Source organism: Bacillus sp. GbtcB10 (assembly GCF_019091365.1).
In the GTDB taxonomy this organism is placed as follows: Bacteria; Bacillota; Bacilli; order Bacillales; family Bacillaceae; genus Bacillus; species Bacillus altitudinis.
This window is the reverse complement of the sequence record NZ_JAGXJP010000002.1, coordinates 406,784-419,800: the sequence shown is the minus strand read 5'-3', so window position 1 is coordinate 419,800 and position 13,017 is coordinate 406,784. Positions and strand designations below refer to the sequence as shown.

Below are 13,017 nucleotides of genomic sequence, written 5' to 3'. Positions count from 1 at the left end.
TTTAAAGGAGGCGTTCTTTACATGAATTACAATGTCCGAGGAGAAAACATCGAAGTAACACCTGCACTAAGAGATCATGTCGAGAAAAAAATTGGAAAGTTGGAGCGTTATTTTGAGTCAGATGTTGATGCTTCAGTCAACGTGAACTTGAAATTTTACAACGATCAAGAATCTAAAGTTGAGGTTACCATTCCAATGACTGATCTAGCACTTCGAGCAGAGGTGCATAATGAGGATATGTACAATGCAGTAGACCTAGCAACCAGTAAATTAGAACGTCAAATTAGAAAACATAAAACGAAAGTGAACCGTAAATTCCGTGAGCAAGGTGCGAAAAAGCATTTATTTGCTGGAGGAAACGGTGCTTCCGAAGTAGCAGTTCAAGATGACGAAGAAATTGATGAAACAGAAATCGTCAGACAAAAACGCTTCAATCTAAAACCAATGGATAGCGAAGAGGCCATTCTCCAAATGAACATGTTAGGTCACAGTTTCTTTGTCTTCACAAATGCTGAGACAAATTTGACCAATGTGGTATACCGCCGAAATGACGGTAAATACGGACTCATTGAGCCGAACGCTTAATCATTCGTTCCTTTTGATCCGAAAATGACCTAAAAAAAGTAAACCCGTTCCCTTCATTAGGGGCGGGTTTTTTGTGCTAAATCATTGCAAATTCTTTGGAAATCAAGGAAGGTATGGTATGATAAATGCAGGTAAATATGGACCTGTCAAACTTTTGGACATGCCGAAAAATTGCATGAAATAGAGGAGCGTTATTATATGCTTGGAATCTTAAACAAAGTGTTTGATCCTACGAAACGTACGATCAGCCGATATGAAAAAAAGGCAAATGAAATCGAAGCTCTCGCTCAAGATTTTGAAAAATTATCTGACGAGGCTTTACGAAATAAAACGATCGAATTTAAAGAAAAACTTGAAAAAGGACAATCTGTAGACGACCTTTTGGTTGAAGCATTTGCAACGGTTCGCGAGGCATCACGCCGCATGACAGGAATGTTCCCATTTAAGGTACAGCTCATGGGGGGGATTGCCCTTCATGAAGGGAATATCTCAGAGATGAAAACAGGTGAAGGGAAAACGTTGACATCAACGATGCCTGTTTATTTGAATGCTCTTTCTGGAAAAGGCGTCCACATTGTGACAGTCAACGAATATTTGGCAAGCCGTGATGCAGAGGAAATGGGCAAGATTTTTGAATTTCTTGGATTAACGGTTGGCTTGAACTTAAACAGTTTAGACAAAGATGAAAAAAGAGAAGCGTACGCTGCTGATATCACGTATTCAACAAACAATGAGCTTGGGTTCGATTATTTACGAGATAACATGGTGCTGTACAAAGAGCAAATGGTTCAAAGACCACTTCATTATGCCGTCATCGATGAAGTTGACTCCATCTTAATTGATGAAGCGAGAACACCTCTTATTATTTCTGGACAAGCTGCAAAATCGACGAAACTTTACGTACAAGCAAATGCCTTTGTTCGTACGTTAAAAATAGAAGACGATTTCACTTATGATATTAAAACAAAAAGTGTACAGCTGACGGAAAGCGGAATGACGAAGGCGGAAAAAGCATTCGGCATTGAGAACTTGTTTGATGTCAAACATGTCGCTCTTAACCATCATATCGCGCAGGCTCTTAAGGCACATGTTGCGATGCAAAAAGATGTTGATTATGTTGTGGAAGATGGCCAAGTCGTCATCGTTGACTCCTTCACAGGACGTTTAATGAAAGGACGTCGCTATAGTGAAGGTCTGCACCAAGCCATTGAAGCAAAAGAAGGTCTTGAAGTGCAGAATGAAAGCATGACACTTGCAACCATTACGTTCCAGAACTACTTCCGTATGTATGAAAAGCTATCTGGTATGACAGGTACAGCGAAAACGGAAGAAGAGGAATTCCGTAACATTTACAATATGCAGGTTGTCACAATCCCAACCAATAAACCGGTTGTGCGTGATGACAGACCTGATTTAATTTACCGCACAATGGATGGCAAATTTAAAGCAGTAGCTGAAGACGTCGCACAGCGTTATATGACAGGACAGCCGGTTCTTGTCGGAACTGTTGCGGTTGAGACATCTGAATTGATTTCAAAACTGCTTAAAAATAAAGGCATCCCTCATCAAGTGTTAAACGCGAAAAACCATGAGCGTGAAGCACAAATTATTGAGGAAGCTGGACAAAAAGGTGCCGTCACAATTGCGACAAACATGGCGGGACGTGGAACAGACATCAAGCTTGGCGAAGGTGTGAAAGAACTAGGCGGTCTTGCTGTTATTGGGACAGAGCGTCATGAATCACGCCGTATCGATAACCAGCTCCGTGGTCGTTCTGGTCGTCAAGGAGACCCAGGGATTACTCAATTCTATCTCTCAATGGAAGATGAATTGATGCGCCGATTTGGTGCAGAGCGGACAATGGCGATGCTTGATCGCTTCGGTATGGATGACTCTACTCCAATTCAAAGTAAAATGGTCTCAAAAGCTGTTGAATCTTCTCAAAAACGTGTTGAGGGGAATAACTTTGATTCCCGTAAGCAGCTTCTGCAATATGATGATGTTCTTCGTCAACAGCGTGAAGTCATTTACAAACAGCGTTTTGAAGTCATCGATTCTGATAACTTGAAATCGATTGTGATCAATATGATTCAATCGTCTATTGAGCGGGCTGTTGGATCTTACACGCCGAAAGAAGAACTTCCAGAAGAATGGAAACTAGATGGTCTTGTTGAATTAATCAACACGAACTATTTAGATGAAGGTGCCATTTCGGTCAAAGATATCTTCGGTAAAGAAGCAGATGAGATCACCGAATTCATCATGGAGCGGATTAAAGAGAAATATGATGCAAAAGAAGAGACATTTGGCGATGAACAAATGCGTGAATTTGAAAAAGTCATCGTTCTTCGTGCAGTAGATTCGAAGTGGATGGATCATATCGATGCAATGGATCAGTTGCGTCAAGGAATCCATTTACGTGCATATGCACAAACCAATCCGCTTCGTGAGTATCAAATGGAAGGATTTGCGATGTTTGAGCATATGGTCGCTTCAATTGAAGATGACGTCGCTAAATATGTGCTAAAATCAGAAATCCAAAACAACCTAGAACGTGAAGAAGTCGTTCAAGGACAAACAACTGCTCATCAGCCTCAAGAAGGCGATGAGGAGAAAACAGTGAAAAAAAAGCCGGTGCGTAAAGTGGTGGATATCGGAAGAAACTCACCATGTCACTGCGGAAGCGGCAAGAAATATAAAAATTGTCATGGGAAGACAGAATAAGTAATGGAAAGAGGTGAAAACCTCTTTCTATTCATGTCAGCCCCCATACATCTATGAGGTGAAGGATATGGAATTAGTAGAAATTAGACAAGAGCTTGAAAATATGGCTAGCAGGCTAGCTGATTTTAGGGGGTCTCTTTGACCTCGATACAAAAGAAGCGAAAATTGCAGAGCTTGAGGCCACGATGTCAGAGGCTGACTTTTGGAATGACCAGCAAAAAGCGCAAGGTGTCATTAATGAAGCCAATGCACTGAAGGATTATGTGAATACATATCATGAGCTCAGTGAATCTCATGATGAGCTGCAAATGACGCATGATTTATTAAAAGAAGACTACGATGAGGATCTTCATGCAGAGCTTGAAAAAGAGCTGAAGAACTTAACAAAACAATTTAACGAGTTTGAATTGCAGCTTCTTTTAAGTGAACCGTATGACAAAAACAATGCCATTCTTGAGCTTCACCCGGGTGCAGGTGGAACGGAATCACAGGACTGGGGATCGATGCTCCTCAGAATGTATACCCGCTGGGCAGAGCGCAGAGGCTTTAAGGTTGAAACCCTTGATTATCTTCCAGGGGATGAAGCGGGAATTAAGTCTGTGACATTGCTGATTAAAGGACATAACGCTTACGGTTACTTAAAAGCAGAAAAAGGTGTCCATCGTTTAGTCCGTATTTCTCCATTTGATTCATCTGGCCGTAGACATACATCTTTCGTTTCCTGTGATGTCATGCCAGAATTTAATGAAGAAATTGATATCGATATTCGTACAGAGGATATTAAGGTGGATACGTATCGTGCAAGTGGTGCAGGGGGGCAGCACGTCAATACGACGGACTCTGCGGTTCGTATCACACACATCCCAACAAATGTCGTCGTGACGTGCCAAACGGAAAGATCCCAAATCAAAAACAGAGAACGTGCAATGAAAATGCTGAAATCTAAGCTTTATCAAAAACGGATCGAAGAACAACAGGCGGAATTGGATGAAATCAGAGGAGAACAGAAAGAAATTGGCTGGGGAAGCCAAATTCGCTCGTATGTTTTCCACCCATATTCTCTTGTGAAAGACCATCGTACCAACACGGAGATGGGAAATGTTCAAGCGGTGATGGATGGAGATTTAGATTCCTTTATCGATGCGTATTTACGTTCAAAATTATCATAAAAACTCGGCTTCTTGCCGGGTTTTTTTAATTGTGAGAAAATATAATGAATATAAAGGAATACATATGCCATACTGACTCTATATCCTTTGTATGATGAAATTAGCAATTAAAGGGGGAAATAATTTGGGATTAAAACCATTACAAGAGACGTGGGATTTAGATGCCTTTTTTAAAGGAGGCAGTTCTTCATCAGAATTTATCACATACTTACAGCACATACAGCAGCTATTAGATGAGTTACGACAAAAGGTAGATGCCTTTTCAAAAGAAGATACACAAATTGAAAAAGAGTTAACAGCTGTCCTTGAAACGTATGAAATCACATATAAAAAATTAGCACAAGCAGGTTCATTTGTATCCTGTCTACAATCTCAAAATACAAAGGATATGAAGGCGGGCAGTCTCCGAGGGTCTATTGCCAAGCTGGAAGCTGAATTAGGAACCATTTTAGCAGGGTTTGATCAATCACTTGCTGAGATACCTACTAGCCAGTGGGAAGAATTAATGGATTCAGCCGCTTTCTCAGATGTTCGTTACATATTAAATGAACGAAGAGAACATGTGAAAGATCAACTGCCTGTTGAACAGGAAACACTCATTCAAAAACTAGCAGTAGATGGGTATCATGCGTGGGATGAACTTTATTCTAGCTTGGTGAACAAAATTACCATTCCATTTGAGCAAAATGGTGAAACACAAATGATTTCTGTAGGCCAAGCAGAAAATGCGATGGATGATTCAGACCGTGAAGTGAGAAAAGCCGTCTATCATAATTTAGAACATGCATGGACACAGGATGAACATTTGTTTGCAAGCACACTCAATCATCTCGCTGGTTTTCGTCTACAAGTATATGAAGCCAGAGGATGGGATCATATATTAAAAGAGCCCCTTGATATTTGCCGGATGAAACAAGAGACGCTCGATACAATGTGGTCTGTCATTGATGAACATAAACAGCCATTCATTGATTATTTACAACGTAAAGCTGACATGCTTGGGGTTGATAAACTAAGCTGGTTTGATGTGGGAGCGCCTATTGGAAGTGAGACAAAAACCTATTCTTATCAAGACGCAGCCGCTTTTATTATCAAGCATTTCGCAGGGTTTGGAAAAGAGCTTGCTGCTTTTACTGAAAAAGCTTTTAATGAACGCTGGGTAGAAGCTGAGAATCGCCCAAACAAACGAGTGGGCGGTTTCTGTACGAATTTCCCTGATAGCGGAGAATCACGTATTTTTATGACCTTCTCAGGGACTCCATCCAATGTAGCGACACTAGCACATGAGCTTGGTCATTCGTTCCATCAGGAAGTCATGCAGGATGTTCGGATGTTGAATCGTAAATATGCGATGAATGTAGCTGAAACTGCGTCTACATTCGCAGAAATGATTGTGGCAGATGCTTCATTAAAAGAGGCGGCCAATGAAGAAGAGCGTCTCAGTTTGCTAGAGGATAAGCTGCAGCGCAGTGTGGCATTCTTTATGAATATTCAATCACGCTTCTTATTTGAACAACGCTTTTATGAAGAGCGCAAACAAGGAGAAGTGCCAGCTGACCGCTTGAATGAGTTGATGGTAGAAGCACAGAAGGAAGCCTTTGGTGACTCTTTAGATGAATACCATCCGCATTTCTGGGCGTCTAAACTGCATTTCCATATTACAGGTGTCCCGTTTTATAACTTCCCTTACACCTTCGGGTACATGTTCTCGCTAGGTATTTACGCAAAAGCATTGCAGGCTGGGGCATCATTTGAAGAGAAATATATTGCGCTATTAAAAGATACAGCGTCAATGACTGTAGAAGATTTGGCATATAAGCACCTAGGTGTCGACCTTACTCAAAAAGCATTTTGGGAAGAGGCCATTTCACTGGCTGTGGCAGATGCTGAAGAGTTTTTAGAAGCGACGAAGGCATAAAAAATGAAAAGCTCCCATTACGGGAGCTTCAGCGTGTAGACAAACCCTCGCATTCGGTGTCAGTCCTGCGCTTCGGTGCTCACGAATGTCAGATTCGCTCCGCACCGATGCTCGTCCTTCCTAGGGCTGCAAAGGTTTTCTATCACGCTGAAAAGAAGACAAAGGGCTAAAATCAAGTTCATTTTAGTCCTTTGTAAACAATCTTGCAGTTCCCATTACGGGAGCTTTTTTGCTGGTTTTAACCATTCCAGCATCGTCTGAACGATGTCTTTTTGTTGCGTGAGGACTGGAATGTCTGCAGGCTGATCCCCTTTTTGTTTGCCATACATGCCAAATTGAGCATGATTACCGCCTTTTATCTCATGGTACACCGTTTGAGAAGGTAGCTGCTTTTTCGATTTTTTGATTTTTTCTTGTGTTGCGAGACCATCTTTTTCGCCTGAAATAGATAATACTTGCAAGGAAGCCTGTTTCAAATCATCTGATGCAGGATAGGAGGCAAGGAAAAAAAGGCCGTCCAGCTTGCTTTGATTTTTCTCTGCATACATAGCAGCAGCTGTTCCGCCTAGCGAATGTCCGCCAATGTACCAATGCTTGATGGCCGGATGACTTTTGAGGATATCGTCTGCTTTCTTCGTATTAAATATTGCGAAGGAAAATGGCATGTCTGGGATAAAGACCGAATAGCCTTTCTTCATCAGCGCATTCCCAATATAGGCATACGCAAGAGGTTCAACTTTTGCCCCAGGATAGAGAATGATGCCAGTATCGCTTTTTGATGCTTCAAATGAATATACCCCATTTTTATGATCGACTTGCTCAATCTTCATCTGCTTTTTTAACGCTTCCGATGGTCCATATGTAAAGCGGCTCCATGTATAGAAAGCACCAAAAGCTAAGATGATGAGTGCAAGTAATGTAATACCGGTGATCTTCAGTATTTTCTTCATCGTATGTCCCTTCTTTCTCATGTACATATTAAATATACCATCATTTACTCTTCTGCCAAACGGCAAGTACGCTGATCCGGCTGTGTGATAAAGTATTAATCCATTAGCACTGCATTTGGCTGTTATTTACAATCTGAATGAGAGGGCTTAAAATAGGTGTGCATTCAGAAGTAACGGAGGAAGAAAGACATGAAGCAGGAACATTCTCAACTTTGGATTGAAGTGAAAAATTATGTACTTATTTTAATAGGATCAGCCATCGTGGCGGTTGGCTTTAATACGTTATTATTACCAAATCAGATTGCTGCTGGCGGTGTGAGTGGAATCAGTACCATTATGCAGTCATTCGGTTTTGAAGCTGCATATGTACAATGGGGTCTCAATATTCCGCTCTTTATCGCAGGCTTTTATTTATTAGGTGGAACATTTGGGATAAAAACGCTCGTTGGTTCTGTCTTTTTACCTTTAATGGTGTTCTTAACAAGACACATTGCTCCTGTCACCCATGAAGCACTGCTTGCCGCAATATTTGGCGGTGTAGTGATTGGGATCGGAATTGGGCTCGTTTTCCTCGGCAATGGTTCAACGGGAGGAACGGCTCTTGCGGCCAAAATCATCAATAAATATACAGGGCTGACGTTAGGTACTTGTTTAGCGATGATGGACGGTTTGATTGTTTTGGCGGCCATGACTGTTTTTGGGATTGAAGAAGGACTGTACGCTGTGATCGGAGTGTTCATTTCTAGTAAGACGATTGATGTCGTGCAGGCTGGCTTTAGTCACTCGAAGATGGCCATGATTATTACGGGTCATGAGGATGAGGTCAGACAGGCGGTGTTTGATCAAATTGATCGTGGTGTAACGAAGATATCAGCAGTAGGTGGGTACACCGACCATGACCGGCCTATTTTAATGTGTGTTGTAGGGCAGTCACAATTCACAAAGTTGAAACAAGTGGTAAAAGCGATCGATGCATCAGCGTTTGTCATCGTCATGGATGCAAAAGAGGTGCTTGGTGAGGGTTTTAAAAGGGCGTAAACAAGGATATAATAACGTTGACCAAATGATTGTAAGGGAGGGAAATACATGAAAAAGAGCGGATTAACGCTTCTTTTTGTCGCTATGCTTTTTGTACTTGCGGCCTGTGGAGGAAATTCAAGCAGCAGTGACAAAGAAGGCAGTAAAAGTGCTTCAAATGTGAGCAGTGGTGAAGAGATTTATCAACAAAACTGTATTGGCTGTCATGGAAAAGACTTATCTGGCGGAGGCGGCCCAAGCCTGAAAGAAGTCGGGAAGAAATATAATGAAAGCCAAATTGCAGATATTGCCCAGAACGGTAAAGGATCTATGCCAAGCGGAATGGTAGATGAAAAACAAGCAAAAGAAGTCGCCAAATGGCTTGCAGAGAAAAAATAAAACCTTTGTCTAATCGACAAGGTTTTTTTATTTTCTATTTGTAGAAAAAGACTTTTGGATAGTATGAAAACGTATTATATTAAATTTTATTTAAAAAATAAGGGTAAAAAGACATGTTTTTCGGTTTTGGTTGCTCTATTTACCTTTTATTTATAAGTTTTGAAATATAAATGTAATACCATTGCGTCGATTCATGACGTATAATTGGAGTTGTTGAAATTTAGACGATTCAATTTTTTCATCTTTTTGGATGAAAAGGACATAAATTGCTTGTGCGTATCGAAGGGTATGTGCGTGACCATACATAACGTTTTTTGACGAGAAGTGTCAGAACATCATGATAAGCTGTTTGACAGCGAATAAGAAAAGATTAGGTGATTACATGATTGAAATGAAGGAAGTCTATAAGATCTATCCTAATGGTGTAAAGGCGATCAATGGAATCAATGTCTCTATCCATCCAGGAGAGTTTGTGTATGTTGTTGGTCCCAGTGGTGCTGGTAAATCCACGTTCATTAAAATGATGTATCGTGAAGAGAAGCCAACAAAAGGGAAAATCTTAATTAATAACAAAGATTTAGGCTCGATGAAGGAAAAAGAAATTCCTTATGTGAGAAGAGAAATTGGCGTAGTATTCCAAGATTTCAAACTGCTTCCAAGTCTTACGGTCTTTGAGAACGTGGCATTTGCTCTTGAAGTCATTGGTGAACAGCCAAGTATTATTAAGAAAAAAGTGCTTGAAGTACTTGATTTGGTGCAATTAAAGCACAAAGCTCGTCAATTTCCAGATCAGCTTTCCGGCGGTGAACAGCAGCGTGTATCGATCGCTCGTTCGATCGTCAATCATCCTGAGGTTGTCATTGCAGATGAACCGACAGGAAACCTTGATCCAGATACTTCATGGGAAATCATGAAGACACTGGAAGAGATTAATAACCGCGGAACAACAGTCGTCATGGCGACACACAACAAAGAGATTGTAAACAGCATGAAGAAACGCGTCATCGCAATCGAAGATGGAATGATTGTGCGTGACGAAGCAAGAGGGGAGTACGGAATTTATGATTAAAACTCTCTCGCGGCATTTACGTGAGAGCTTCCGTTCACTTGGAAGAAACACGTGGATGACATTTGCATCAATTAGTGCGGTCACTGTCACATTGATTTTAGTTGGGGTTTTTCTTGTTATTATGCTCAACTTGAATAACATGGCATCGAACGCTGAGAAAGAAGTAGAAGTAAAAGTTCTCATCGATTTAACTGCGAATCAAAAGCAGCAGGATGAATTAAAAGCAGAAATTGAGAAGATTCCTGAAATCAGTGATGTGAAATATTCATCCAAGGATGATGAACTAAAAGCACTGATTAAAAGCTTTGGTGAAAATGGACAATCTATGGGACTGGTTGATCAAGAAAACCCATTAAATGATGCGTTTATTGTGAAAACAACAGATCCCCACGATACACCAAAAGTAGCGAAGAAATTAGAAAACCTAAAAGGGACGTATAAAGTCACTTATGGAAAAGAAGAGGTCAGCCGACTCTTTAATGTTGTCGGAGTGGCACGTAATGTCGGCATCGCACTTATTATTGGGCTTTTATTTACAGCGATGTTCTTGATTTCCAATACGATCAAAATTACGATTTTTGCTAGACGTAAAGAAATTGAGATTATGAAACTAGTAGGTGCAACGAACTGGTTTATCCGCTGGCCGTTCTTCATCGAAGGATTACTACTTGGTGTATTTGGCTCGATTATACCAATCGCTGTATTGCTTGGCACGTATCAATATGCTGTCGGCTGGGTGGCGCCAAGGGTACAAGGTTCATTTATTTCAATGCTTCCATACAATCCGTTTGTCTATCAAGTATCACTGGTCCTTCTATTGATCGGTGCCATTATCGGTGTGTGGGGAAGTTTAACGTCCATCCGTAAATTCTTGAAAGTATAAATCTATTTATATTGATGGCAGCACTCGAGGATTCTATAGAAGATGTGACCGGTTGATCCAAATCATCCGGTCGACTCTTCATGCAGGCAGTTGTCATGGGAGGGGAATATCGTTTTGAAAAGAAAGCTGATGATGGCTGGAATGGCAGCGTTTATTGGAACAACGTGGCTATACATTCCAGGGAACGAAAATCGTGCATTCGCATACGAAGACCTAGATCAAAAACGTCAACAAATTGAAGAGAAAACATCGAAGACTGAATCAACCTTGAAGAAAAAGAAATCAGAACTGGCAAAGCTTGAAAAGAAAGAATCAAAGCTAAAGCAAGAAATTGAAAAAATTGACCAAAAAGTAAGTGCCGCAACTGAAAAAGTCGCTGAAAAAGAAAAAGAGGTCAAACAGACGAAACAAGAGATCAAAAAACTAAAAAAAGAGATTGAAGTCATCAACGAGCGAATTGAAAAGAGAAAAGCGATTTTCAAAGATCGAATTCGTTCTATGCAAAAAAGTGGCGGTACAATCAACTATTTAGATGTGCTGCTAGGTGCTCGTAGCTTTAGTGATTTTGTCAGTCGTGTGGGAGCTGTTACAACCATTGTCGAAGCAGATAAAGACATGATTACAGAACACGAAAATGATTTGGAGCTAGTAGAGCAAAAAGAAGCAGAGCTAAATAAACAGCTAAGTGGACTTGAAACATCTTTGAAAGAGCTTGAAACGTTGAAAAAGGACCTATCTAAACAGCAAAAAGAAAAAGGAAAAGTCCTTGGTCATGTAACGGAAGAAAAAGAACATGCACATGATGAACTAGGAAAGCTTGAAAATGAACAAGAAATTTTAGCGAATCAAAAAGCGGCGGTAAAGTCTGAAGAGGCACGTCGTCAAAAAGAAGAAGCGAAGAAAGCAGAACAAGCAGTTGCTGAAAAAAGTGCACCTGCACCAAGTGGAGGATCTGATCAAGTGTCAGATACACCAGCAAGTAGCTCAGGTTTCATTAAACCAGCTGCAGGCCGTTTCTCATCAGGCTTTGGCGGACGTTCTGGCGGACAGCATTACGGATTAGATATCGCTGCAAAAGGCACTGTATCTGTCGTTGCAGCCGCATCTGGAACAGTCACGAACTCAAGCTACTCGTCGAGTTATGGGAACGTGGTGTTCATTACACATAACATCAATGGCCAAACGTATCAAACGGTATACGCTCATCTTTCAACAAGAAGTGTGTCAACAGGTCAAAGAGTCGAGCAAGGTCAATTCCTTGGATATATGGGCAACACAGGTCAGTCTTATGGCCAGCATCTTCATTTTGAAATTCATAAAGGATTATGGAATGGCGCGAAATCAAATGCAGTCAATCCAGCGCAATATATCCGCTGACAAAAAGCCGATAACAGCATGTTATCGGCTTTTTTCATGTAGATGAAATTAAAATAACAGCAGTAATCCGGCAATAATAGGTGTTAAAAGCACAGCGGATTTTAAGAGAGGTTTCGGCGCAAGGCGTGTAAATTTTGCCCCAATAAAAGCTCCTAATACGGTACCGATTAAGATCTGAACGAGCAGGATAAAGTCAACATAGCCTTCTGAAATATAACCAATTCCACCGCCAATAGAGATTGGAATAATCACTAGCATCGTTGTGCCAACAGCTTGTCTAATAGACAGCTTCAGCAAAATCAAAAGCCCCACTTGAATAAATGGTGCTGATCCGATACCGAACATCCCTGAAAGCATCCCTGATACAAGGCCTAATATAATGCCCCTGATCAGCAATTGGCGTGAAGAAAGCGGCTGTTGTTCAGCATCTTCTTTTAGGACAAACAATTTGATCATCATAAAAACAGCAGATAAAAAGAGCATACCAGCTGTTAAATAGTGCAGGCTATCCTCTGGAATAAAAGGAGCCACTTTTGCTCCGGCAAATGAAGCAATACAAGCTAGTGCACCGACAATCAAACCTGATTTGAGCTGAATATTTCCTTCTCGGTAGTGGCTGTATGCACCAGATAAAGTCGTAAATGCCATAGCAGCTAAAGATGTCCCAAGTGCAGTATGGATTGGTACATCAAAGATTAACGTCAGCAATGCGATGACAAAACCAGCCCCGCCAGCTCCTACAAACCCTAGTAAAATTCCTAATAAAAGCATCGTCAATATAATATACATAGCGAAGACTCCTTCTCGATCGTAACAAAATAAAAATTACACCTAATGAAATGATTAGTCAAGCCTCCCTAGGAGAATGTCTTTACATGAAATCCCTTCTTCTGGCATATAATAACTCAGGTCATCAGGAAGAGTTG

11 protein-coding genes are annotated in these 13,017 nt (G+C 40.9%); 9 read left to right on the top strand and 2 right to left on the bottom strand.

Annotation, left to right across the window (positions count from 1 at the left end):
- Window positions 1-21: 21 nt before the first annotated feature.
- The 4 genes from hpf to KVT11_RS07520 all read left to right on the top strand — a co-directional run bounded on the left by hpf (window position 22) and on the right by KVT11_RS07520 (window position 6,396).
- Window positions 22-585 (top strand): ribosome hibernation-promoting factor, HPF/YfiA family, encoded by a 564-nt coding sequence (gene hpf / locus KVT11_RS07535; RefSeq protein WP_007499992.1) that lies wholly within the window; start codon window positions 22-24, stop codon window positions 583-585.
- A 198-nt stretch (window positions 586-783) separates the two neighbouring features.
- On the top strand, window positions 784-3,309 hold the full coding sequence (gene secA, locus KVT11_RS07530) for a preprotein translocase subunit SecA (RefSeq protein WP_116306287.1): 2,526 nt from the start codon (window positions 784-786) through the stop codon (window positions 3,307-3,309).
- 67 nt (window positions 3,310-3,376) lie between these two features.
- Window positions 3,377-4,478 (top strand): peptide chain release factor 2 gene (gene prfB, locus KVT11_RS07525; RefSeq protein ID WP_098680723.1). Its coding sequence is split into 2 segments (ribosomal slippage): window positions 3,377-3,448 and window positions 3,450-4,478, totalling 1,101 coding nucleotides; the frame shifts between segments, so codons are not numbered across the junction.
- A gap of 124 nt (window positions 4,479-4,602) precedes the next feature.
- Window positions 4,603-6,396 (top strand): M3 family oligoendopeptidase, encoded by a 1,794-nt coding sequence (locus tag KVT11_RS07520; RefSeq protein WP_046344580.1) that lies wholly within the window; start codon window positions 4,603-4,605, stop codon window positions 6,394-6,396.
- A 215-nt stretch (window positions 6,397-6,611) separates the two neighbouring features.
- On the opposite strand, the gene KVT11_RS07515 is transcribed toward KVT11_RS07520, so the two are convergent.
- Window positions 6,612-7,346 (bottom strand): alpha/beta family hydrolase, encoded by a 735-nt coding sequence (locus KVT11_RS07515; RefSeq protein ID WP_116306285.1) that lies wholly within the window; start codon window positions 7,344-7,346, stop codon window positions 6,612-6,614.
- A 189-nt stretch (window positions 7,347-7,535) separates the two neighbouring features.
- Here KVT11_RS07515 and KVT11_RS07510 point away from each other — a divergent pair, with 189 nt between their 5' ends.
- The 5 genes from KVT11_RS07510 to KVT11_RS07490 all read left to right on the top strand — a co-directional run bounded on the left by KVT11_RS07510 (window position 7,536) and on the right by KVT11_RS07490 (window position 12,091).
- Window positions 7,536-8,384 (top strand): YitT family protein, encoded by an 849-nt coding sequence (locus KVT11_RS07510; protein ID WP_060781471.1) that lies wholly within the window; start codon window positions 7,536-7,538, stop codon window positions 8,382-8,384.
- A gap of 48 nt (window positions 8,385-8,432) precedes the next feature.
- Entirely contained in the window at window positions 8,433-8,762 is a 330-nt protein-coding gene (gene cccB / locus KVT11_RS07505; RefSeq protein WP_007500002.1) for a cytochrome c551, read from the top strand.
- A gap of 382 nt (window positions 8,763-9,144) precedes the next feature.
- Window positions 9,145-9,831, top strand: coding sequence for a cell division ATP-binding protein FtsE (gene ftsE, locus KVT11_RS07500; RefSeq protein WP_008348229.1), 687 nt, complete (start codon window positions 9,145-9,147; stop codon window positions 9,829-9,831).
- On the top strand, window positions 9,824-10,714 hold the full coding sequence (ftsX, locus tag KVT11_RS07495; RefSeq protein WP_017368131.1) for a permease-like cell division protein FtsX: 891 nt from the start codon (window positions 9,824-9,826) through the stop codon (window positions 10,712-10,714). Before ftsE ends, ftsX begins: the two co-directional genes overlap by 8 nt.
- Window positions 10,715-10,828: 114 nt before the next feature.
- Complete coding sequence (locus KVT11_RS07490) at window positions 10,829-12,091, top strand: murein hydrolase activator EnvC family protein (protein ID WP_079919135.1); 1,263 nt, start codon at window positions 10,829-10,831, stop codon at window positions 12,089-12,091.
- Window positions 12,092-12,139: 48 nt separating this feature from the next.
- Here KVT11_RS07490 and KVT11_RS07485 read toward each other — a convergent pair whose 3' ends face one another.
- Window positions 12,140-12,880 carry a sulfite exporter TauE/SafE family protein gene (locus KVT11_RS07485; protein ID WP_017368130.1) on the bottom strand — a complete coding sequence of 247 codons (741 nt, stop codon included), beginning with the start codon at window positions 12,878-12,880 and terminating at the stop codon, window positions 12,140-12,142.
- Window positions 12,881-13,017 lie beyond the last annotated feature (137 nt).

Bases quoted from the DNA above. Each gene is read 5' to 3' on its own strand.
- ftsE (WP_008348229.1), top strand. From the start codon at position 9,145: ATGATTGAAATGAAGGAAGTCTATAAGATCTATCCTAATGGTGTAAAG.
- KVT11_RS07515 (WP_116306285.1), bottom strand. From the start codon at position 7,346: ATGAAGAAAATACTGAAGATCACCGGTATTACATTACTTGCACTCATC.
- secA (WP_116306287.1), top strand. From the start codon at position 784: ATGCTTGGAATCTTAAACAAAGTGTTTGATCCTACGAAACGTACGATC.
- KVT11_RS07510 (WP_060781471.1), top strand. From the start codon at position 7,536: ATGAAGCAGGAACATTCTCAACTTTGGATTGAAGTGAAAAATTATGTA.
- KVT11_RS07485 (WP_017368130.1), bottom strand. From the start codon at position 12,880: ATGTATATTATATTGACGATGCTTTTATTAGGAATTTTACTAGGGTTT.
- cccB (WP_007500002.1), top strand. From the start codon at position 8,433: ATGAAAAAGAGCGGATTAACGCTTCTTTTTGTCGCTATGCTTTTTGTA.
- hpf (WP_007499992.1), top strand. From the start codon at position 22: ATGAATTACAATGTCCGAGGAGAAAACATCGAAGTAACACCTGCACTA.
- ftsX (WP_017368131.1), top strand. From the start codon at position 9,824: ATGATTAAAACTCTCTCGCGGCATTTACGTGAGAGCTTCCGTTCACTT.